The organism is Bellilinea sp. (genome assembly GCF_053501535.1).
In genome coordinates, this window is the sequence record NZ_JBRCOK010000109.1 from 42,426 (window position 1) to 63,185 (window position 20,760).

22 protein-coding genes are annotated in these 20,760 nt (G+C 52.5%); 10 read left to right on the forward strand and 12 right to left on the reverse strand.

From position 1 onward, the window contains the following. Window positions 1-4 precede the first annotated feature (4 nt). Genes ACWIZX_RS10765 through ACWIZX_RS10775 form a run of 3 tightly spaced genes read left to right on the forward strand, consistent with a single transcriptional unit; the run spans window position 5 to window position 2,488 of the window. Window positions 5-910: a DMT family transporter gene (locus ACWIZX_RS10765; protein ID WP_322792061.1), complete on the forward strand. Its 906-nt coding sequence runs from the start codon at window positions 5-7 to the stop codon at window positions 908-910. Beyond that, window positions 903-1,823, forward strand: coding sequence for a GTPase Era (gene era, locus ACWIZX_RS10770; RefSeq protein WP_448335767.1), 921 nt, complete (start codon window positions 903-905; stop codon window positions 1,821-1,823). The genes ACWIZX_RS10765 and era overlap by 8 nt, the downstream gene beginning before the upstream one ends. Before the next feature lie 2 nt (window positions 1,824-1,825). Next, a complete protein-coding gene (locus tag ACWIZX_RS10775; RefSeq protein WP_448335768.1) occupies window positions 1,826-2,488 on the forward strand; it encodes a lysoplasmalogenase in 663 nt (220 codons plus the stop codon). Between the two features lie 3 nt (window positions 2,489-2,491). Here the strand turns inward: ACWIZX_RS10775 and ACWIZX_RS10780 are convergent, their stop codons facing one another. After that, on the reverse strand, window positions 2,492-3,415 hold the full coding sequence (locus ACWIZX_RS10780; RefSeq protein WP_322792058.1) for a YitT family protein: 924 nt from the start codon (window positions 3,413-3,415) through the stop codon (window positions 2,492-2,494). A 220-nt stretch (window positions 3,416-3,635) separates the two neighbouring features. Here ACWIZX_RS10780 and ACWIZX_RS10785 point away from each other — a divergent pair, with 220 nt between their 5' ends. Then, a complete protein-coding gene (locus ACWIZX_RS10785; protein ID WP_448335769.1) occupies window positions 3,636-4,136 on the forward strand; it encodes a ferritin-like domain-containing protein in 501 nt (166 codons plus the stop codon). 78 nt (window positions 4,137-4,214) lie between these two features. Here ACWIZX_RS10785 and ACWIZX_RS10790 read toward each other — a convergent pair whose 3' ends face one another. From ACWIZX_RS10790 to ACWIZX_RS10815, 6 genes are all read right to left on the reverse strand, one after another. Then, window positions 4,215-6,092, reverse strand: a complete 1,878-nt coding sequence (locus tag ACWIZX_RS10790; RefSeq protein ID WP_448335779.1) for an ABC transporter ATP-binding protein — start codon at window positions 6,090-6,092, stop codon at window positions 4,215-4,217. A 59-nt stretch (window positions 6,093-6,151) separates the two neighbouring features. Beyond that, window positions 6,152-8,398, reverse strand: coding sequence for an ABC transporter ATP-binding protein (locus ACWIZX_RS10795; protein WP_448335770.1), 2,247 nt, complete (start codon window positions 8,396-8,398; stop codon window positions 6,152-6,154). 39 nt (window positions 8,399-8,437) lie between these two features. Continuing rightward, window positions 8,438-8,887 carry a MarR family winged helix-turn-helix transcriptional regulator gene (locus ACWIZX_RS10800; RefSeq protein ID WP_322793819.1) on the reverse strand — a complete coding sequence of 150 codons (450 nt, stop codon included), beginning with the start codon at window positions 8,885-8,887 and terminating at the stop codon, window positions 8,438-8,440. Window positions 8,888-9,023: 136 nt separating this feature from the next. Then, window positions 9,024-10,184, reverse strand: coding sequence for an ATP-binding protein (locus ACWIZX_RS10805; RefSeq protein WP_448335771.1), 1,161 nt, complete (start codon window positions 10,182-10,184; stop codon window positions 9,024-9,026). 10 nt (window positions 10,185-10,194) lie between these two features. Continuing rightward, window positions 10,195-10,974, reverse strand: a complete 780-nt coding sequence (locus tag ACWIZX_RS10810; RefSeq protein WP_322793821.1) for an XdhC family protein — start codon at window positions 10,972-10,974, stop codon at window positions 10,195-10,197. Between the two features lie 10 nt (window positions 10,975-10,984). Continuing rightward, on the reverse strand, window positions 10,985-11,236 hold the full coding sequence (locus ACWIZX_RS10815; protein ID WP_322793822.1) for a thioredoxin family protein: 252 nt from the start codon (window positions 11,234-11,236) through the stop codon (window positions 10,985-10,987). 202 nt (window positions 11,237-11,438) lie between these two features. Between ACWIZX_RS10815 and rpiB the strand changes: the two genes are divergently transcribed. The 5 genes from rpiB to ACWIZX_RS10840 all read left to right on the forward strand — a co-directional run bounded on the left by rpiB (window position 11,439) and on the right by ACWIZX_RS10840 (window position 13,883). Next, on the forward strand, window positions 11,439-12,020 hold the full coding sequence (gene rpiB, locus ACWIZX_RS10820; protein ID WP_448335772.1) for a ribose 5-phosphate isomerase B: 582 nt from the start codon (window positions 11,439-11,441) through the stop codon (window positions 12,018-12,020). Between the two features lie 231 nt (window positions 12,021-12,251). Next, window positions 12,252-12,956 carry a deoxyribose-phosphate aldolase gene (gene deoC / locus ACWIZX_RS10825; RefSeq protein WP_416181050.1) on the forward strand — a complete coding sequence of 235 codons (705 nt, stop codon included), beginning with the start codon at window positions 12,252-12,254 and terminating at the stop codon, window positions 12,954-12,956. 14 nt (window positions 12,957-12,970) lie between these two features. After that, entirely contained in the window at window positions 12,971-13,264 is a 294-nt protein-coding gene (locus ACWIZX_RS10830) for a EutN/CcmL family microcompartment protein (RefSeq protein WP_322793825.1), read from the forward strand. 16 nt (window positions 13,265-13,280) lie between these two features. Then, a complete protein-coding gene (locus tag ACWIZX_RS10835) occupies window positions 13,281-13,601 on the forward strand; it encodes a EutN/CcmL family microcompartment protein (protein ID WP_448335773.1) in 321 nt (106 codons plus the stop codon). A gap of 9 nt (window positions 13,602-13,610) precedes the next feature. Continuing rightward, entirely contained in the window at window positions 13,611-13,883 is a 273-nt protein-coding gene (locus ACWIZX_RS10840; protein WP_322793827.1) for a EutN/CcmL family microcompartment protein, read from the forward strand. A 6-nt stretch (window positions 13,884-13,889) separates the two neighbouring features. Here ACWIZX_RS10840 and ACWIZX_RS10845 read toward each other — a convergent pair whose 3' ends face one another. The 5 genes from ACWIZX_RS10845 to ACWIZX_RS10865 all read right to left on the reverse strand — a co-directional run bounded on the left by ACWIZX_RS10845 (window position 13,890) and on the right by ACWIZX_RS10865 (window position 19,415). Continuing rightward, window positions 13,890-14,372: an RNHCP domain-containing protein gene (locus ACWIZX_RS10845; RefSeq protein WP_322793828.1), complete on the reverse strand. Its 483-nt coding sequence runs from the start codon at window positions 14,370-14,372 to the stop codon at window positions 13,890-13,892. Further along, window positions 14,369-15,337, reverse strand: coding sequence for a ribosome small subunit-dependent GTPase A (gene rsgA / locus ACWIZX_RS10850; protein WP_322793829.1), 969 nt, complete (start codon window positions 15,335-15,337; stop codon window positions 14,369-14,371). Before rsgA ends, ACWIZX_RS10845 begins: the two co-directional genes overlap by 4 nt. Before the next feature lie 335 nt (window positions 15,338-15,672). Beyond that, entirely contained in the window at window positions 15,673-16,764 is a 1,092-nt protein-coding gene (locus ACWIZX_RS10855) for an ABC transporter ATP-binding protein (RefSeq protein ID WP_448335774.1), read from the reverse strand. Then, window positions 16,761-18,311, reverse strand: coding sequence for an ABC transporter permease (locus tag ACWIZX_RS10860; RefSeq protein ID WP_448335775.1), 1,551 nt, complete (start codon window positions 18,309-18,311; stop codon window positions 16,761-16,763). The genes ACWIZX_RS10855 and ACWIZX_RS10860 overlap by 4 nt, the downstream gene beginning before the upstream one ends. A gap of 78 nt (window positions 18,312-18,389) precedes the next feature. After that, window positions 18,390-19,415, reverse strand: coding sequence for an iron ABC transporter substrate-binding protein (locus tag ACWIZX_RS10865; protein WP_448335776.1), 1,026 nt, complete (start codon window positions 19,413-19,415; stop codon window positions 18,390-18,392). Between the two features lie 206 nt (window positions 19,416-19,621). On the opposite strand from ACWIZX_RS10865, the gene ACWIZX_RS10870 reads away from it, so the two are divergent. Further along, the gene (locus ACWIZX_RS10870; RefSeq protein ID WP_448335777.1) at window positions 19,622-20,572 is read left to right on the forward strand and encodes a hypothetical protein; all 951 of its coding nucleotides are present in this window, start codon (window positions 19,622-19,624) and stop codon (window positions 20,570-20,572) included. Window positions 20,573-20,760 lie beyond the last annotated feature (188 nt).

Genomic DNA, 20,760 nt, shown 5'->3' on the forward strand with positions numbered 1-20,760 from the left:
GTATTTGACCATCCAATCGTGGCTCAAATTTATTTACCTTGGGGTGGTGTGGGGCGCCACTTTTTTGTGGATAAAAATCGGTCTGGAAGAACTTACCCCCATCACCTTCACCGCCTTGCGGCTGAGCGTGGCGTTAACCGGTCTGCTCATTTTGCTTCTGATCACCCGCCCGCGCTTACCCAGACTTGCCAACGGTTGGGATTTTCTGGTGTTAGGGGTTTTTAATATCGCGCTGCCTTTCCTGCTGATCACATGGAGCGAACAGCACGTCACATCCGGCATGGCGGCCATTCTCAATTCGACCGCACCGCTTTTTACCATGCTTTTGGCGCAAATTTTCGTACAGGATGACCGCATCACCCTGCCCAAAGTACTTGGATTGCTGGCAGGTTTTAGCGGGGTGGTTGTGCTGGTTTCCGACGAACTGGGCGCTGCCATGACCGGCGAACGATGGGGGCAACTGGGCGTTCTGGCAGCCTCTCTTTCGTATGCGGTTGCAATCATCTTTGCCCGCCGGCGCACCTTTGACCTTGCCCCTGTGGTTCAGGCACTCGGTCAAAATTTCTTTGCCAACCTGACCGTTTGGGGACTTGCCATTGGACTGGAGGGCAGCCTGACCTTACCACGCCTGCCGATGACCTGGCTGGCGATCCTCTGGCTTGGGATCATGGCAACCTGCATCGGCACTGTGCTATACTATGGATTGTTGAAAGAAGTTGGGCCAACCCGTACCACGCTGGTCACCTATCTCTTCCCATTGGTTGGGGTAATTTTAGGGGTCGTCTTTTTACAGGAAACACTGGATTGGCGCGTTCTGCTGGGCGGTGGGTTAATCATCAGCGGGGTGGCCATTGTCAATTCACGCATTCATCTGAGAAGGATTCCAACGGAGGCTGGTCAAAATGAGTGATGCCCCACCCTCTCCCTATCGGGCTGGTTACATTGCACTGATTGGGCGCCCCAATGTCGGAAAATCAACCCTGATGAACGCACTGATGGGACAGAAAATTGCTGCCGTTTCTCCCCGTCCACAGACAACCCGGCAGCGCCAGTTGGGCATTTTGACCCTGCCGGAGGCCCAATTAATTTTCATGGATACCCCCGGTATGCATAAACCGGTCCACAAACTGGGTGAGTACATGAATCAGGTTGCAGAAGACGCGCTGAAAGATGCAGACGTTATCCTCTGGCTGGTGGATGCTTCAGTTGCACCCACCCCTGAAGATAACCGCATCTCAGAGCGGTTGAAATCCATGAACGGTTTACCCGCAGTTTTGCTTGGTTTGAATAAAATTGACCTGCTCAATAAAGACTCGCTGAGCGAGCGCACCAGTCAATATCAGGCTCTGTATTCTTTTGAGCAAATCATTCCGTTCTCGGCAACCCGCGGAGATGGGCGCGATGAACTCATGCAGGCCTTAATCAGCCGTCTGCCGGTCAGCGAAGCGCTGTTTGACCCCGATCAGATCACCGATTTGTATGAGCGGGAAATCGCCGCCGATTTGATTCGCGAAGCGGCATTGCTTCACCTGCGCGAGGAAGTTCCTCACGCCATAGCCGTGCGAATTGACGAATACGCCGAGCGCGGCGAAGAAGGCGCGTACATCCATGCCACGTTGTTCGTGGAACGCGAATCCCACAAGGGAATCGTGATCGGCAAAGGCGGCGAAATGCTCAAAAAAATTGGCAGCAGCGCCCGGCAGGAAATTGAAGCGATGAGCGGCAGGCGGGTTTTCCTTGAATTAAAGGTCAAGGTTAACCCCAACTGGCGCAACAAGCCGGATGCTCTGCGCTGGTTGGGGTACGTCCGTAAAAAAGAGTGAACATGAACACCATCTGGCTGGCTGTTGCTGCAATCCTCGCCGGATTCGACTGGCTGGCTGTATTCATTGCAAAGAACCACTGGCGGTGGCTGACCAAAACTGGGACCATGCTCTGTTTGATCGCCGCCTACACCCTATCTGGAGGATGGCAAATTTCCGGCTGGTTTGGAGTGGGGTTAATCTTTTCGCTGGCAGGTGACACCTTTCTGCTCCTGCCGCCTCGTTTCTTCCTCGCCGGGTTGGCTGCCTTTTTACTGGCCCAATTGACTTATATCGTCGCTTTCAACGATCCCGCCGGACCGGTGCTTGCGTATAACTTCCTTTCCGCTGCGATCTTGCTGACCATTGCGTATTCGGCCATCCGCCGCTTTTCGGCTACGCTGCCGGCTGAAAACCGCAGGAAAACCTTGCGCCGGGCAATAGCGTTTTACATCCTTGCAATCAGCGCGATGGTGTACTCCGCTTCTACCACTCTCTGGAATCCGGCATGGCAATTCCCCGCCAACGGGCTGGCAGTGTTGGGGGCGTTGTTCTTCTACATTTCAGACTGGACGCTGGCAAATCAGCGCTTCATCCACTCCACACGTTCCGGCCGCGTCATGATTATGGTCACTTATCACCTGGCCCAATTTCTGCTCGTTCTGGCATTCCTCTTACGGCAATAAACCTCAGTCCTTTACCAGCGGACGGAAACCTTCTCCCAGCGCTTCATGCGCCTGACCGATCACCATAAACGCGCGCGGGTCAATTTCACGCACCAGCTCCTTTAGCGGGTTGACTTCCGAGCGGGTGACGACGCAATAAAGCACCGGCCGTTCGGCACCCGTATATGCTCCGGTTCCGGGCAGAATGGTAACGCCCCGTTCCAGTACCGTCATAATTGAGCTGGTTACTTTATCCGGGTATTGCGTGATGATCAAAGCGGTGCGGAATACCCCGGAGCCTTCCGAAACCGCCTCGGCCGCCAGCCCGGAGACGTAAATTACCAGCAAACCGTACAGCGCCTTCTCCCACGAGAAAGCAAAACCACCGGCCAGTACCACCACGGTGTCGGTGATCAGATAGGCCTGAGAGATGGAAATTCCCAAGCGGTGATTCAGGATGCGCCCCAAAATATCACTGCCGCCGCTGGTACCCTGTCCGCGGTACACCAGCCCCAGTCCGACCCCCAGCAAAATCCCACCGTATAGACAATCCAACACCAGATCGCTGGTCACCCCTTCCGCCGGAATAAACCAGACCAGTCCATCCGTGAACAGAGAGAACAGTACAATTGCCAGCGCGGTGCGTTTGGCAAAACGTGCTCCGCCAAGATACTGCCAGCCCAGAATGAACAGGGGAACATTGCCAATGAAGACCATCAAACCAATCGGCCAACCAGTGAAGAAATTGATGATCTGCGATGCACCGCTCACCCCGCCACTGACCAGCTGAGCCGGCACCAGAAACAAACGCATGGAAAGCGCTTGAATGAATGCCCCAAGCGCCACCAGCAGATATTCCTGTAAGGTTTTGCGGGAAAATTTGGCAGGCGTAAACAAGGCCCGCAGCATCTGCCCCGCAGAAATTTTTGTTGGAGTCGAATATTGCATAGGAAAACCTCTTATCCGGTATCAAAACATTCTCGAAGGCGGGCTTATTATATGGAATCTCCACCGTTCTGGAAAGCGCTGGATATCCATTTAATCCGGATATTCTTCCTGATTTTTGCAAACATTTCCAAAGTGACTTTTGACACTAATCCCCCTGTTTTGATCCGTCCTATAATGAAATATAAAATCCAAGTTCAAGTACCGTATTCAGGAGGTTATCATGGGAACCAAAGGGCGTGAAATCGTTGGGATGAATGTAGACGAGCTGCTCACCCTGCTCAACAAAGCGTATGCGGACGAATGGCTGGCTTATTATCAGTACTGGTTGGGAGCAAAAATCGTTCGGGGGCCGATGAAAGACGCCGTTGCAGCCGAGCTGTTGCTGCACGCTGGCGAAGAACTGGCCCACGCCGACATGCTGGCGTTGCGCATTATCCAGCTGGGCGGCACGCCGCTGGTCAGCCCGGAAAACTGGTTCAAGGAAAGCAATTGCGGGTATGATGCGCCCACCGATCCATTCGTCAAGAAAATTTTGGCGCAAAACATCCACGGCGAGCAGTGCGCGATTGGGGTTTACACCAAACTGCTGGAAATCGTGAAGGACAAAGATCCGGTCACCTACAACATGGTGTTGACCATTCTTTCTCAGGAAGTTGAACACGAGGAAGACCTGCAAGCGCTGGATGAAGATCTGGAAGCCCTGATGATGCGTTATCAATAGGAAAAATTTACCTGTATAAAAAGAACTGCACGCCGCGGCTGATGGCGTGCAGTTCTTTTCTTAATGGTCTAATCCTTCCTACAAGGCAAGGGCAGTTTCCGCTTCCAGCGGCTCAAACTGACTGTTGTACAGGTCAGCATAAAAACCGCCTTTGGCCATCAGTTCCTCGTGCGTCCCCTGCTCGACAATGTTGCCATCGCGCATCACCAGAATCAGATCCGCGTTGCGGATGGTGGAAAGCCGGTGAGCGATGATGAAGCTGGTGCGCCCCTGCATCAGGGTATCCATCGCCTTTTGAATCAGCAATTCCGTATGGGTATCTACTGAGCTGGTGGCTTCATCCAAAATCAGCATCGGCGGGTTGGCCAGAATGGCGCGGGCAATGGTGAGCAATTGCTTTTGGCCCTGAGAGATGTTGGTTACTTCTTCGTTGATGACCATCTGATAACTTTCCGGCAGGGTCCGCACAAAGTGGTCCACATGAGCGGCTTTGGCAGCCCGAATCACTTCTTCTTCGGTGGCATCCTCGCGCCCATAGCGAATATTATCGAGGATCGTACCGTTGAAAAGCCAGGTATCCTGCAGCACCATCCCGAACATGCGGCGCAAGTCCTCCCGGCTGAAGCGGCGGATATCCACCCCGTCAATCCGAATTTCACCCTCCTGAACATCATAAAAACGCATCAGCAGTTTGACAATGGTGGTTTTGCCTGCACCGGTTGGTCCAACGATGGCAACTTTCTGTCCCGGCTGAATGTGTGCCGAGAAACCGCGAATGACCGGCTTTTCGGGTAGATATCCAAAGTGGACATCCCGGAACTCAACCTCGCCGCGCACTTTTTCAAGGTGCACGGGAGAGGTGGTTTCAGCAACTTCCTCTTCCTCTTCCAGAAATTCAAATACCCGCTCGGCAGCCGCCACGGTTTGCTGCAAGACATTGGAGATGTTCGCCAGCTGGGTAATCGGCTGGGTGAACGAGCGGACATACTGAATGAAGGCCTGAATATCGCCCACCGTGATTGAGCCGCGAATCACCAGCCAGCCGCCCAGGATGGTTACACCAACGTACCCCAGATTTCCGATGAAGGACATGATCGGCATCATAATGCCGGAGAAAAACTGCGCCTTCCACGCCGCCCCATACAGGCGGTTGTTGTACTCAGCCATCTTGCGGATGCTTTTTTCTTCCCCATTGAAGGCTTTGACCACCACATGCCCGCCAAACATTTCCTCTACATGACTGTTCACATTTCCCAAATACTCCTGTTGTTGAGTAAAGAAACGCTGGGAATTTCGGACAATCATCATTACGACCACAAACGAAAGCGGCACAATCAGCAAGGCTACCAGGGTCATCTGCCATGAAATGGTCAACATCATCACCAGCACGCCCACTACACTGACAAACGATGTGATGATTTGGGTCAAGCTCTGATTGAGGGTCTGATTGACGGTATCCACATCATTGGTCAGACGGGAAAGTACCTCACCATGCGTGGTGCCGTCGAAATAACGGAACGGCATGCGGTTGATTTTTGACATAATCTGCTTGCGCAGCTGATAGGTTACCGTAATGGCCACATCGGTCATCAGCCAGCCCTGCAGGTAACTGAGGACAGAGGAAAACAGGTACAACCCCAGCACGGTAAGCAGAATTTGCCCGATACCCGCAAAATCAATACTGCCGGTGCCGCTCAACTGCGCCAGCAAACCTTCAAACAACTTGGTGGTTGCGCCGCCGAGGATTTTTGGACCAAGGATCGCAAAGACGGTTGAGCCGGCTGCCAGCAGAATCACGATGATGATCGTGATTTTGAAAGGATCCAGATAATGCAGTAACTTGCGCAGGGTTCCTTTGAAGTCTCTCGCCTTTTCAACCTTTCCCATCATCATATGTCCGCCAAAAGGTCCGCGGCCGCCGCCCATGGGGCCGCGCCCTGCGGAAGGCGGACGCATCGCGCCGCCTTCCGATTGCCTGGGTTTTCCATTGCCCGATGTCAGATGATTGGGTTGAGTCATGCCAGCACCTCCTCCCTCTTCAATTGCGAGAGGGCAATTTCTCGATAAACTTCACACTTTTCCAGTAATTCCTGATGGGTACCCTGGCAGATGATTTCACCTTCATCCAGCACGATAATTTGATCGGCATCTTTGATAGTCGCCACCCGTTGAGAAACGATAATCACCGTGCTTTCTTTCAGGCTTTGTTTCAAAGCCCGACGCAAGCGGGCATCCGTGCGGTAATCCAGCGCCGAAAAACTATCATCGAAGATGTAAATCGGGGCACGTTTGACCAGGGCTCGGGCAATGCTCAAGCGTTGCTTTTGTCCGCCCGAAAAGTTAATACCGCCCTGAGAAACGGGCAATTCCAATCCATCCGGGTTGGTCAGCACAAAATCACTCGCCTGAGCAATTTCCAGCGCCTGTTTGAGAATTTCTTCAGCAGCCTCTTCATTGGCATAGCGCAAGTTGCTCTCAATCGTACCGCTGAACAGGTTGCTCTGTTGAGGAATGTAGCCAATCTTATCGCGCAGTTCGCTCAGGCGCACCTCGCGGATATCCACGCCATCAATCAGGATGGCTCCACCGGTAACATCGTAAAAGCGCGGGATCAGGTTGACGACTGTGGATTTTCCCGACCCGGTCGTCCCGATGATGGCGGTGGTTTTTCCAGCCTCCGCCACAAAATTCAAGTTACACAACACATTTTCCTCTGCATCCGGGTAACGGAAGGACACGTTCTTGAATTCAATTCGTCCTCGAAACGGTTGCGGGAAGGATTTTGGCTGGGGGGGATCCACAACCGTTATTTCCGTTTCCAGCACGTCCGCAACGCGGTTGGCAGAAACATCGGCACGCGGGAACAGGATGAACAGAAACGAGAGCATCATGAAGGCAAATACAATTTGCATCGCATATTGCATGAAGGCCATCATATCGCCGACCTGCATACTCGCCTGGGCCACCTGTTGCGCCCCAATCCACAGAATTAACACCGAAATTCCGTTGAGAATGATCATCATGAACGGCATAACCATGACAAAAACGCGGTTGACAAACAGGCTGGTGCGGGTCAAATCAAAGTTTGCTTCTTCAAAGCGTTGTTCTTCGTGCTTTTGACGGTTGAAAGCACGCACCACCATCATCCCGCTCAAATTTTCACGGGCAATCAGATTCAGGCGGTCAACCAGACTCTGGATAATCTTAAATTTTGGGGTAGCAATGGCAAACACCACGCTGATCAGGCCGATCAGTGAAATCACTGCCACAGCAATAATCCACCACATATCCGCGCTTTTGTTCACCGCCCGAATAATGCCGCCAATCCCGATGATGGGCGCGTAAAAGACCATCCGAATCAGAATCATCATGACCATTTGAATCTGGGTAATGTCATTGGTCGAACGGGTAATTAACGAGGCGGTGGAGAATTTTTCAATCTCAGCCCCGGAAAAGCGCATGACTCGTTCAAACAGCAAGTGGCGCAGGTTACGCGCCAGCCCGGCGGCTACCCGCGAAGCCAGAAAACCCACCAGTACTATAGCCGCCGCGGAAAGAAGCGAGATGAGCAGCATTTGCCCGCCTACCCGCAGAATGTAATTGGTTTGTAACTGCCCGGTGTCCATTCCCAGCGCATCATACTCCGCTTTAACCGACCGCGCGGCGGCCTGTACCAGGGCTTTTTCTCCACCAATGGTTTCAAATCGCTGGCTGACCGCCTGGCGGATCTGATTGCGCTGTGCCTCCGGCAGGTTCGCCATCAATGTAAACAGGTCCATGCCGGCCGGCAGACGAGAAAGGTCAAAAGACATGCCCGGCATAAGGGTTTGAGCCTGCTGGGGATCTTTCAGCACCTGCTCAATTCCCGAAATGATCAGCAAACCCTCTGCTACCGGCAATTCCAGATTTTTGAGAACCTCTGCATCGGTCTGACTAAGCACATAGACCGGTTCTTTTTCCAGCAGCGGATAGGTTTTGACAAGAGACGCAAAATCGGCGTCGGTCTGATCCACCAGCCGGTAAGATTTCAGCACCTGCTCCTTCTCATCCGGCGTTAAAAACAGCCCAAGATGCTGCATGGTCGTCTGACGCATTGCCTGCGGCAGACCATTTTCCACCCCGCCCTGCTGAATGCCAACATTAACAATTCTGGAAAGATAATCCGGCAATGCCAGATCGGCATTTGCCTGCACAAACAATAATAGAATTGCCAGAATCAACGGCAGTGCAAAGGGTTTCAAGTACTTAAGAATCCGAAACATTAATGTACCTCCTGATCAATCCCTTTTTATAAACAGGCCTTAAACCGGCTCAATCTCTTTCATCCGCTCGGTCATCAATTCCAATGCCTGGATGATCTGTTCCATTTCCTCAGCAGTCAGATGATCCACCAGCTGATACAACCATTGCTGGCGGGCAAGTGTGCTTTCGGCAAGGATTTGCCGGCCTTTTTCGGTCAAGACCAGCTGCTTGTGTCGGCGGTCATTGGGATTTTCGCGGCGGGCAATCAAGCCCTGCTGCACCAGCCGATCCAGCAGCTGGCTGGAAGCGGCGGCAGTCACCCCCAATTCCTCGCTAATTTGCGAGATATTGCAATCCTGATTGTAGTGAATATGGCGCAGGGCTACCATTTGGGTCATCGAGAGACCCTGCTCCTTGGTATATTGCCAGAAAGAGCGCATGGAACGCTGCATAATCTGTCCCATGGCTCGTTCAAATACTTCCAGGTATTTTTGGCGAATTTGATCCATAAAATCCAATCCCTGTAAATAGTTAAGCGATGTTGAATATTAACTTATTTTGACAAATTGTCAAGAGGCAAAAGATTATACATCAGCCGTCTCCCGGTTCGAGGAAACGGCTGATTGATTGCCTGAATAAGGGTTGTCAGCGCAGACCGGTATCCACAAAATCCTTCAAAGGATTATCCGGGTCAGCGTATTCTTTCAGGACTTCCTCGTAGGTTTTCAAACCCATTGGACGGCGCTCCTCCCCCTGCTGATTGGGTTTAAGTCCTAAGAGGGTCTCGATTTCATCCCGTAATTGGCTGGCATGAGCAGCCTGTTGTTCAAAGGGTGAATGGCGCAAGCGGTGCGGCAGGGCTAATTCGGCGGCAATGGCAACATCTTCCAGGGTAATTCTATTCCGCCCCTCAAAGGCTGCCTGCGCCCGCGCTGTCTTTAAAATCACCATATCCGGACGATGACCATCCACCTGAAAGTGAGCCGTCAGCTGGGTGATCACCAGCAGGTCATCACGGGTATATTCCACCTGTTGAACCAGCCGGCGCGCCTGTTGGATCTGAAAACCCAACTCCCGTTCGCTCGCCTGCCACTCGCGGCAAAATGCCTCCGGGTTTTCTTCATACGCCAGGCGGCGCTTCATGATGGCTACCCGTTCCAGCGCGCTGCTTAATCCGCGCACCTGTACCGAAAGTCCAAACCGATCCAGTAATTGCGGGCGCAGATCGCCTTCCTCCGGATTCATTGTCCCAACCAGGATGAACCTTGCCGGATGGCTGAACGATACGCCCTCCCGCTCGATGATATTGACCCCCATGGCTGCCGAGTCGAGCAGCACATCCACCACATGATCATCCAGCAGATTGACTTCATCAATATAGAGCAGCCCGCGATTGGCTGCCGCCAGCACCCCCGGCTCAAAAGCCTTTTCCCCCTTTTGAATGGCTTTTTCAATGTCCAGCGTACCCACCACGCGGTCTTCGGTTGCCGAAATGGGTAAATTCACAAAGGGGGTTGCACGGCTAATTACGGGCGGTCTCACCCCCTCTGGAAAGCGCTGGCGGCATTCCGTACACCATTCTGTCGGGCGTTCAGGATCACACCCAAAACGGCAGCCTTCAATGACTTTGAGTTCCGGCAGCAAGGCTGCCAGGGCTCGCGCTGCGGTGGATTTGGCAGTTCCCCGTTCACCGCGGATGAGAACGCCGCCAATCCGCGAATCGATGGCATTCAGGATCAAAGCACGCTGCATGCGCTCCTGACCGACAATGGCGGTAAAGGGAAAATTGAATGTAAAGTGCTGCATGATTTCTATGCTACACCTGAATCATCTCCAAACGGCGCAGTTTGACACTATCCGTAGCGCGGGTTTTCTGGTGACGGCAAGCGATCACCTCTGCCAGAATAGCCACTGCAATTTCCTGCGGGGTGACTCCGCCCAAATCCAGCCCAATCGGAGCATACACCCGTTCTAATGAACGGGAATCATAGCCATCCTTCAGCAAATGTTCGCGGATGGTTCGGCATTTTGCCAGACTGCCAATCATGCCAATGTATGGAGCAGGGGTGGTCAGCGCATAGCGCAGGGCTGCTTCATCAGAAACATGATCGGTGGTGATTAACACCACATAGGAATCTTCGCCGAGTTTAACCTGTTCCAATTCCGGCACAGTAGCCAGACCAGCCTGAACATCTACAACCACCACATCAAAACCAGCGGCTTCTCCCATGATTTTGAGCGGTCTTCCAATATGTCCGCCGCCGACGATGACTAACTGGGGAGCAGGAAGAAAGGGTTGGATGAAAACAGTCACCTCCCCGCCGCACAGTGTGCCAATCGCGTCTTCCCCTTCCTCTGCCAGCTTATAGTGGAACAGACCGGCGCGGTGTTCCATTAAGGCCTTTGTGGCATCTGTGAGGATGGCCGACTCCAGCTTACCACCACCCACTGTCCCGGCGGTTTTCCCATCGGAGAGAAGCACAATTTGCGCTCCGACTTTCGCGGGTGATGCCCCGTGGACTTCCACCACCGTGGCCAGCACCGCCGGTTGACGGTTCTCAATGGCCTGCGCAAGTTGCTGAATGGCTTTGGACATTTTTACTTCCTCAATGGGATTGAACAGCCTCTTTCAGCCAGTTTTCAATTTCGGTTTTGGATGGAATTCTGCCATAGGAGACCACTTTACCTTCAATCACCAGCCCCGGCGTTGCCAGAATCGGGTACTGCATGATATCCGCATGATTGGTCACCTTTTCAAACTCGGCTTCTATTCCAAGCAAAGCAACCACCTCACGGGTTACGGCCTCAAGCCGCTTGCAATTTGCACAACCGACACCCAAAATCTTAATATTTAACATCTCCATCACCTCAGTAAAAATATATTCGTACGAATGAATATCATTATAATCCCTAATTATCTCAATACCAGTGACAAGTGTAAGAGATTTTTAGGAGAGGTCTCACAGAAAAGATACCCCAAATGGTTTTCCTGCTTTTAATCTATAAGCAGCTATTCAGGTTATAATCTACATAACACATCCCACTTCACGGTGAATTTCCTTGTCTCCCCTATCCGAAGCAGAATTACGAGAAATTGTACTGCGGGTCATTCAACAAACTACCGGCCAAACCTCCACCGGAGTGGTCGGTAACCCTGCGCCTTTCTCCGATCCGGCTTCGATCAATAAGGTCATCGCCATTGGTGCAGATCACGGCGGCTTTGAACTCAAGGAAATCTTAAAAAAAGACCTTGTGGAAGCAGGGTATTCCATCATTGACGTTGGAACGAACAGCAAAGATTCTGTGGACTACCCGGACTTTGCCCACGCGGTTGCTATTCAAGTTGCCAGCGGTAAAGCATGGCGCGGTGTGATGATTGACGGTGCTGGAATCGGCTCCTGCATGGTTGCCAACAAAGTCCCCGGTATTCGGGCTGCCATGGCCTATGACATTTCCTCGGCAATTAACAGCCGTGAACACAACGACAGCAATATACTCACCCTGGGTGCTGGTCTGATCGGCGTCAATTTAGCCCGACAAATTCTCAAAACCTGGCTGGAAACCGCCTTTGCGGGCGGCCGTCACAGCCGGAGGATTGAAAAAATCATCGCTATTGAAAAGGAATACCTCAAGGGAGGTTGAACCCGCATGAATAACGATGCCAAAACAATTGCCTCACTGGTTGAAATCATCACTCGCGAAGTTTTGACGGTTCTGATGGAACGTCAAAACCCTAGCGGAGATAATGGAGAGCACTGCGAATTTTCCTGCGCTGAAGGGATTTGTGTTCAAGCCTGTTTTGACAAAGTTGGGCAGGTCATTCATGCCGGCGCAGAGCGGGTTTCGAACGGACTGGGCGGTGTTCCGCAAGACATGAAAATTGCCAGCATGATTGATCACACCCTGTTAAAACCCGATGCCACCCAGGAACAAATTGCCCAACTGTGCTTCGAAGCCAAACGATTTGGTTTTGCTTCCGTCTGCGTTAATCCAACCTGGATTGAATTGTGCGCCAAACTGCTCCAGGGTACGCCGGTAAAAGTTTGCACAGTGATTGGTTTTCCGCTGGGTGCCAACACCCCGGAAGTCAAGGCTTACGAAACGGGGCAGGCCATCCAACTCGGCGCCCAGGAAGTGGACATGGTGATCAACATCGGCGCGCTTAAATCCCGTGACTTGCAGCTGGTTGCCCGCGATATTCGCGGTGTGGTCAAGACCGCCCATGAAAAAGGTGTGCTGGTCAAAGTCATCATTGAAACCGCTTTGCTGACCGATGAGGAAAAAGTCATTGCCTGCTTAATTGCCAAAGAAGTGGGCGCCGATTTCGTCAAAACCTCTACCGGTTTTTCTGGCGGAGGTGCCACCGCTAATGATGTCGCCCTCATGCGCCGGGTGGTTGGCCCGCAACTGGGTGTCAAAGCCTCCGGCGGGGTGCGCACCTATGAAGATGCCGAACAAATGATTAAAGCCGGTGCAAACCGCATTGGTGCCAGCGCCAGTGTTAAAATCATCTCTGGCGCACAACCCGCCGACTCACCAGCCAAAACGCCCGAAGCGGTTCTGCAAAAAAGTTATTGAGGGGAGAAGAAATCATGCTGATCGCCAAAGTAATCGGCACAACCGTGGCAACCATCAAGGATGAAAAACTGGCCGGACGCAAACTTTTGGTCGTCCGCCCGACCGATGAGTTTGGAAACCCCAGCGGCAAACCTTACGTGGCAATTGACACGGTAGATGCCGGCATCGGGGATCTGGTGCTGACCTGTGCCGGCTCCTCGGCCCGCCAGACCGCCCTGACCAAAGACACCCCCGTGGATGCGGTCATCATGGCAATCATCGATACCTTGGAAGTTGAGGGGCAAATTACTTTTCAGAAATCCCCCTGATACCCCTTAAACCAACATGTTGCTTGGCATTGTCAAAGGTAATGCGGTATGTACCATGAAATACCCCGGCACACAGGGGTTGAAATTGCTGGTTGTTCAGCCGGTCAATAAACACCTGCAACCGCTGGGAGGGTTGCAAGTCGCAGCCGATACCGTCCAGGCCGGCGAGGGTGACCTATGCGTGATGGTGCGCGCCCGCGAAGCCGCTTTAGCCTTGCCGGATGAGAAATTTGTCCCGATTGATCTGGCGCTGGTTGGTATTGTAGATGAACTGGAAGTCAGAAGTGACGAATCCTTTAAACTCACCCTCCAAAGGGGTTGGAACCCATACTCATAAGGCCAAAACATGATACTCGCCAAGGTTGTCGGCACAGTGGTTACCACCATCAGTCATCCCGATTATAAAAATCGGAGGTTGCTGGTCGTACAGCCGCTTGGTTTGGAAGATGAAGCCCCCGATACCGACTTCATCGCTCTCGACAATACCCACGCAGGCATCGGGGATACTGTTCTGGTCAACCGTGAGGGGAACGGCGCCCGTCAGGTATTACAAAACCCCAATGCCTGCGTCATTTCGGTGATCGTTGGAATTGTCGATTCGGTCTACCTGCAAGAGTGAATTTCACTACCACGCCATTTCTGGTTCTTGGACAAGGCTGGTTCCAGCAATCCGCTGAGCTACCAGAAGCCGGTGTTCTTCCTCCACCAAGACGATCCCGATGCTGGCTAATTTTCGGCAGATTTCTGCATCCAAATGAAGAGAATATTCATAAACCGATAACAGCCGGTCAGTGTCATCATCTGCTGCCAGCCGATTGATTGAAACAGCGCCGCACTCGACACACTGGTGAATCAACATCAATTCACCTTGCAGAAAACTGCCGTACTTTTTACGTTGTCGTTTGAAGGTCAATCCAATTGGCTTCATATTGCCTTTACAGGCACTCAACCGGTCACCGGCAGCGTATAAATCCACATGACGCGACCACAGGCAGTAGGGGCAGTGATTTCGGTTGGACACACTGCTCAGAATTGGATTTATGGATACCCAATTTCCACAGTGCTTGCAGGTAAAATCCTGTTGGCTGGGGTAAAAGCGCTTCTTCATGCTGAACCTCGCAACCTCAGGTAACTTCGGTAACGGCGCGGATGAATATGGCCTTCCAGCACAGCTCGGCGAACGGCGCAGCCGGGTTCTTCATCATGGGCACAGTTCAGCCCGAATTTGCATTTTCCGAGGAAATCTCGCATCTCCGGGAAGCTGGCTGCTAGTTCATCCGCGGGTATATCCCACAGACCGAATTCCCGCATGCCGGGAGAGTCTATGATTGCACCTCCACCCTGGAGGGGTAGCATTTCTAAATGAGTGGTGGTATGCCGTCCCTTGCCGGTGATCGGATTGACATCCCCAACCCTTAACTGTCTTCCTGCTTGTAATGCATTCAACAACGATGATTTTCCAACACCCGATTTGCCGATAACCAGCGAAACCCGTCCGGTCAGGATGGAGCGCAAATCATCCAGACCTTCACCCGTCCGCGTGCTCGTAAAAATCACCGGATAGCCAATTCGGCGAAAATCTTCGAGGATCTGCATGGTTTCCTGGTCAGATTGATGATTCTGGTTTTCGAGCAAATCCATTTTGGTCATGCAGATCACTGCCGATAAACCGGCATCTTCGCTTGCCAAAAGGTAGCGATCCAGTAAATTCCAGTGAGGATCGGGCTGGGCGATAGAGAAAATCGCAAGGACTTGGTCTAAATTTGCCGCAATGACCTGTTCGTGTGGGTATTTATCCGGCATGGAAAGTGCCGCTCGCCTGCCAAAACCATTCCGGCGCGGCATTACAGCCGTAATGACACCTTGCTGGCTGGCCATTAAGCGTACCCGGACTTCATCTCCAACCGTTATTGACGCAAACGAACCCGCTGAGTCCTTTTTGAGCTTATTACTTTTCAAACTGCCCAACAAGCTGCACGGGATGATTCGATCATCAACGCTCACTTCAAAAGCACTATTCAATTTTTTGGTGATAACACCCAAAAGTTCGTTCTCACAATCGTGGTGAAACATGGTTGAAATTCCTTATTAAACAAAAACACCAGCCTCGAATTTTTCCGTGGCTGGTGCCAATGATTTCCTACTGCTGACTTAAAGTCAGTCAAACATCTCTGGTGACATGCTGCAATATTGCCGGAAGGCAATCCACCTCACGAACACCCGGAAATTAAAAAGCCACGGGAATGAGCACGCCGTGGCTGCAGATCGTTTCGTTCAGAAAATCAGAATCAGCAAGCTCTCCCGAAAGGCAGGCGCGCCCATACGGCTCGATTGCAAACAAGCACCGATCCTGCTGTAAACATACAACGCCTCTCCTTCCGTAGAATTAATTAGATAAAAAGTTTATATCAGGCTTTGGTAACCCTGTCAAGGTGATATTCATCCGCTGTTATTGCAACCCCATTGTAAAAACAGGCCAGTTCATGACCGGCATCCGCAAATATCCGAACAGCCTGACCTTCGGGAAACATGCGGTAGTGGGGCTGAAAAGCCTCCAGAACCAGCCCGGAAGTGAGGCGGATTTGGTAAACATTCAACACCCCCTTGAAGATGCGCGAGAGAATCACGCCGTTTGTTTCCCCATGGAGATCAAAGCCTAAATCGTCTGCACGCACCGCCAGCTCTACCGAACTGCCAAATGGTAATGCAACCCGCTGAGGAATCAAACCAATTTCGGTTTCAATCCCCTGCTCAACCACTTGTCCCGGCAGCAGATTGGCATTTCCCATAAATTCGGCTACAAAGCGGTTTGCCGGATGGGAAAAAATACGCTCCGGGGAATCTGCCTGTTGAACATGACCCTGATTCATCACTGCCAGCCGGTCACCCATATACAGCGCCTCTTCCTGATCGTGCGTCACAAACAGGGCAGTCAGATGAAGGTTCTTAAGCAACCAGCGGACTTCCTCACGCAATTTCAGGCGCAAATCCATATCCAGACTGGAAAAGGGTTCATCCAGCAGTAAAACCTTTGGTTGAGGCGCCAGCGCCCGGGCAAGCGCAACCCGCTGCCGTTCTCCACCGGAAAGCTGATGCGGCATTCGCTTTGCCAGTCCACTCAGGCCCACCAGTTCGAGCATCTCTGCTACCCGCTGTTTAACTTGGGCGGGGGATTTTTTGTGCAATCCAAAAGCGACATTTTCTGCCACTGACAAATGTGGAAAAATGGCGTAATCCTGAAAGACTACACCAATTTGTCGTTTTTCTGGAGGAACAAAAGTATCCTCATTACTGAGCGGCCTGCCCTGCATCCAGATTTCACCCCGATCCGGACGTTCAAAACCGGCAATCAGGCGCAGGGTGGTCGTTTTACCGCAGCCGCTGGGTCCAACCAGGGCAAGGATTTCTCCATCGCGCAATTCAAGGTTCAAACCGCTGACCGCGGGTTGAGAAGAATAACATTTTTCTAACTGACAACACTCAATCAAATTGTCATTCATGTTCGTTGAGCAGATCCTTCATCAGAGGTATGGTGATTGATTAGCAAAATAGAAATTGAAGAGACCAGGATTAGAATAAGCGCCGGTAAAGCCGCCCGCGCAAAGTAAGCTTCAGAGACCGCTCCCCACACCTGTGTGGCCAGCGTGGAAAAACCGGTCGGTGCAAGCAGCAAAGTAGCCGGTAATTCTTTCATGGCGGTCAAAAACACCAGTGCTGCCGCCGCCGACGCACCGGGCATCACCAGAGGCAGCGTAATCCGTTGAAAAACGCGAAGCGGCGAATGCCCCAAACTGGCAGCCGCCTCTTCAAGACTGGGCTGCACCTGCCGAAGAACAGCCTGCAGATTGCCAACCGCCTGCGGTAGGAACAGTATTACATAGGCCAGCAAAAGCATGAACAAAGTCTGATACATCAACGGCAGGTAATTTGCTCCAAGAAAGACTAGGGAGAGGGCAATGACCACTCCCGGCACAGCATATCCCAAATAGCTCCATTTTTCGATCAGTTGACTGAAGAAACCGGGTCGGCGAACCGAGAGGAGTGATGCCGGCAGTGCCGCGATCACGGTAATCACCGCCGCCAGACCGGAAGCCGTCAGTGAACCGGTCAAAGGGCGCAACCAGCCGCTCAGTTGTTCGCCAGCCGCCAGTCCGCGCACCAGCCAGTAAAAAAGCACCCCAGCCGGTAGAATCAGAGCGCCAAGCAGCACTCCAATAATGATCACAATTGCTGCCACCCGCCAGTGACCCAGATCAACCGGTGGAGCGGGATGCACGGCCGTGTAGGGTTGTTCGGCGGAAGACCGCCGTATGCGTTGCTCTCCTACCAGAAAGCCAATCGTGATCAGCACCAGCACCAGCGAAAGTAACGCAGCAGCCGAGCGGTCAATGGAGGATTGATATTGCAGATAAATTGCCCGCGTGAAGGTGGTAAAACGCAGGATAGAAACAGCCCCAAAATCGCGCAGGACATACAACCCCACCAGCAGACTGCTGGCAGCCAGCGCCGGGCGGAGTTGCGAAAGGGTTACTTTCCAAAAAGTTTTCCAGACCGAGTAACCCAGACTGCGGGCTGCCTCTTCCAGAGATCGGTCGGTGCGGATTAACCCCGCCCGCACCGCCAGAAACACATAGGGATAGGTCATCAGGGTCAAAACCAGCCATGCTCCCCAAAAGCCATAGATGGAAGGCAGCCGTTCAATACCCAGCCAGCCTTCCAGTAGATTCTGGAGCAGGCCGCGCGGCGCAAACAGGGAAACGAACAAATATGCGCTCACATAACTGGGAATGACCAGCGGCAAAGGCAGCAATGCAGCCCAGAGCGTTTTACCCGGCAGGTTCGTGCGCGTGACCAGCCATGCCGTCGGCAGGCCAATGATGACCGCCGAAAGCATTACCGCAAGCGCCAAACCGATACTTTGCCCCATGATTTGCAGGGTTTGCAGGCGCAGCAGCCAGCTCCACGCCGCCGGACTTGCCCCGGCGGCCCGAATGACCAGATAGAATAACGGCACGGTCATCGCCAGCGCCACCAGCGCGGCAGGCATATACAACCATGTCTCCCGCGCTGGCGACGACTTTTGCGTCCCAAACCACTTTGAAATCATCCAGACTTTGAGCATTCCTCAGGGAAGCACACCGCTTGCCCGCAGCAAGTTCAATGTGCCTTCTAAATCTGCCAGTTGTTCCGCTGTGAGATCGGAAGCGTTCAAACTCTCCAAGGGAGGTAAGTCCGCCATGGTTTGCACACCCGCCACCAGCGGATATTCGTAGGTCTGTCCGGCAAAGTACTGTTGCGCCACCGGCGAGAGCAGGAAGTTGATGAATTTCAACGCATTTTCCTCATTCTTGCCGGATGCCAGCCGCCCAATGCCGGAAACCATCACCAGCGAATCGGGGCCGCCATTGTTCATAAAATGATTGCGGGCCGGGAAGGCTTCGCCCTGTTCTTTGAGAAAGCGGTAGAGATAATAGTGGTTAACAAAACCCACTTCAATTTCTCCGCTGCCAACTGCGGCAACAATCGGCATATTGCCTTCAAAGACAACCGGCTGATTTGCGACAATTCCATCCAGCCATGCTTTTGTTTTTTCTTCTCCCCATTCTTTTCGCATGGCAGTTACCATCGCCTGGAATGAGGCATTGGTCGGCGCCCAGCCGATTTTTCCTTTCCAGCGCGGGTCAGTGAAGCCGAACAAATCGTCCGGTAAATCCTCTGCCTTTAAGCGCTGGGTGTTATATACGACAACCCGCGCCCTGCCGGAAATACCGACCCACAAACCCTGAGAAGAGCGGAAACGGTTCTCCACCTTCGCTAAGGTGTCTTCGGGCAATGCCGCCAGCAAACCGGCATTGGCTACTGCTCCCAGGCCACCCGGGTCCTGGGCATAAAATACATCTGCCGGTGAATTTTTACCCTCCTCCAGCAGGGTAGCAGCCAGTTCGGCGGTGTTTCCATAACGCACCTCTACTTTAACACCGCTTGCCTGCGAAAACTGTTCAATAATCGGCGCAACCAGACTTTCGCTGCGCCCGGAGTAAATCACCAGCCGGCCGGCATCCTGCGCCTGAGATGAAGCGGACAGAGAGGCACAACCGGTCAACAATACTGCCACAAGGGGCAGAATCCACCAGTAACGGTTTTGATTCATTTAACAACTCCTTGAATGGTGTAGGTTGGGTTGGGACGGGCTATATATACCCAATAAGGCGATTTTTGTCAATATATAAGAAAAAATTCATAGAAATTATGCGGAATTTTCCAGTTATCCTTTGGGGAACGTTTTTTCGCCTGCCGGCGTCCTAAGAATAAATAGATATTAGGCAGACTGGATTAAAGAGTTGGAGGTAGATGACAATGATTCGAAAATGGATTCTTCCCATCCTTTTGGGCGGTTTGATCCTTCTCGCCGCTTGTACGCCGGTTGATCCCCTGCCTGAACAGCCTGTTCCGACTACTGAACCTATCCAACTGCCCGTCGCTGAAAACACTCCGCTCCCTACCGTAGAAGAAATCCTCCCCCTGCCAACGATCAGTATCACCATTCCCCAAGGAGAGGTTGACATGGTTATTGAAAAGGTTCGCCCATTGATCGCCGAACAGCTGGGGGTTTTAGCGGATGAAATCCGCCTGCTGGAAATCGCTCCCGTTGAATGGCCGGATGGCTGCCTGGGTTTGGCTTCACCCGATGAGATGTGCATTCAAGTCATCACTCCCGGCTACCGCCTGCTGATTGAAGTCAACGGCCAGACTTATGAAGTCCGTACCGACCAGAATGGCAACACGGTGCGAATCAACCGGGAATTGAACCCTCAATTTCCCCGTGAAGTGGATATAAAACTTCCTGCCAGATGTCAGCAAGAAGGCATGAAAACCTATGTGGATTTGGTGAACGCTTATTGCTTTGCCTACCCGGCCGACTTCATCACCGACCCGCGCGGATTAACCGCCATTACTGCACAACCTGAAAATCCCGCCAATCCGGAAGAAGTGGTTGCCCGTCTGGATATATTCAGCGGGCCGGCAACCGCCGAGGTAACCTTAGATCAACTGGTCAGCGACTTCCGGAAACAGTTTGAGGGATCCCAATCACCGGTAAGCCTGCGCCAAACCCAAATCACGCTGGATGGTCAACCCGCTCATGTCCTGGAACCCATACCCGGGCGGTTAAGTTCCCGCATGGTGTTTGCGCTGCACAACGCCCGCTTCTATCAATTAATCTTTTTCCCCCTTGATGAGTCCAGTGTCGAATCCGACTTCAATCGGCTATACGAAGTAGTTATCTCCACCTTCACCTTCCTCCCCTGAAGGGTGAAGGCAGCCTCCCGCCGGATTCGGCGGGAGGCTTTTTTTTACAGGTCTGGGATTAATTCCCGCAACCGGCCAAGCGTTACCCCTTCCAAATCAGGCAGTTGATAATCGGCAGAGCCAACCCGCTCGCTCGGCCCAAGCCCAAGCGTGCGCATCCCGGCTGCTTTTCCGGCGGCAATTCCCGC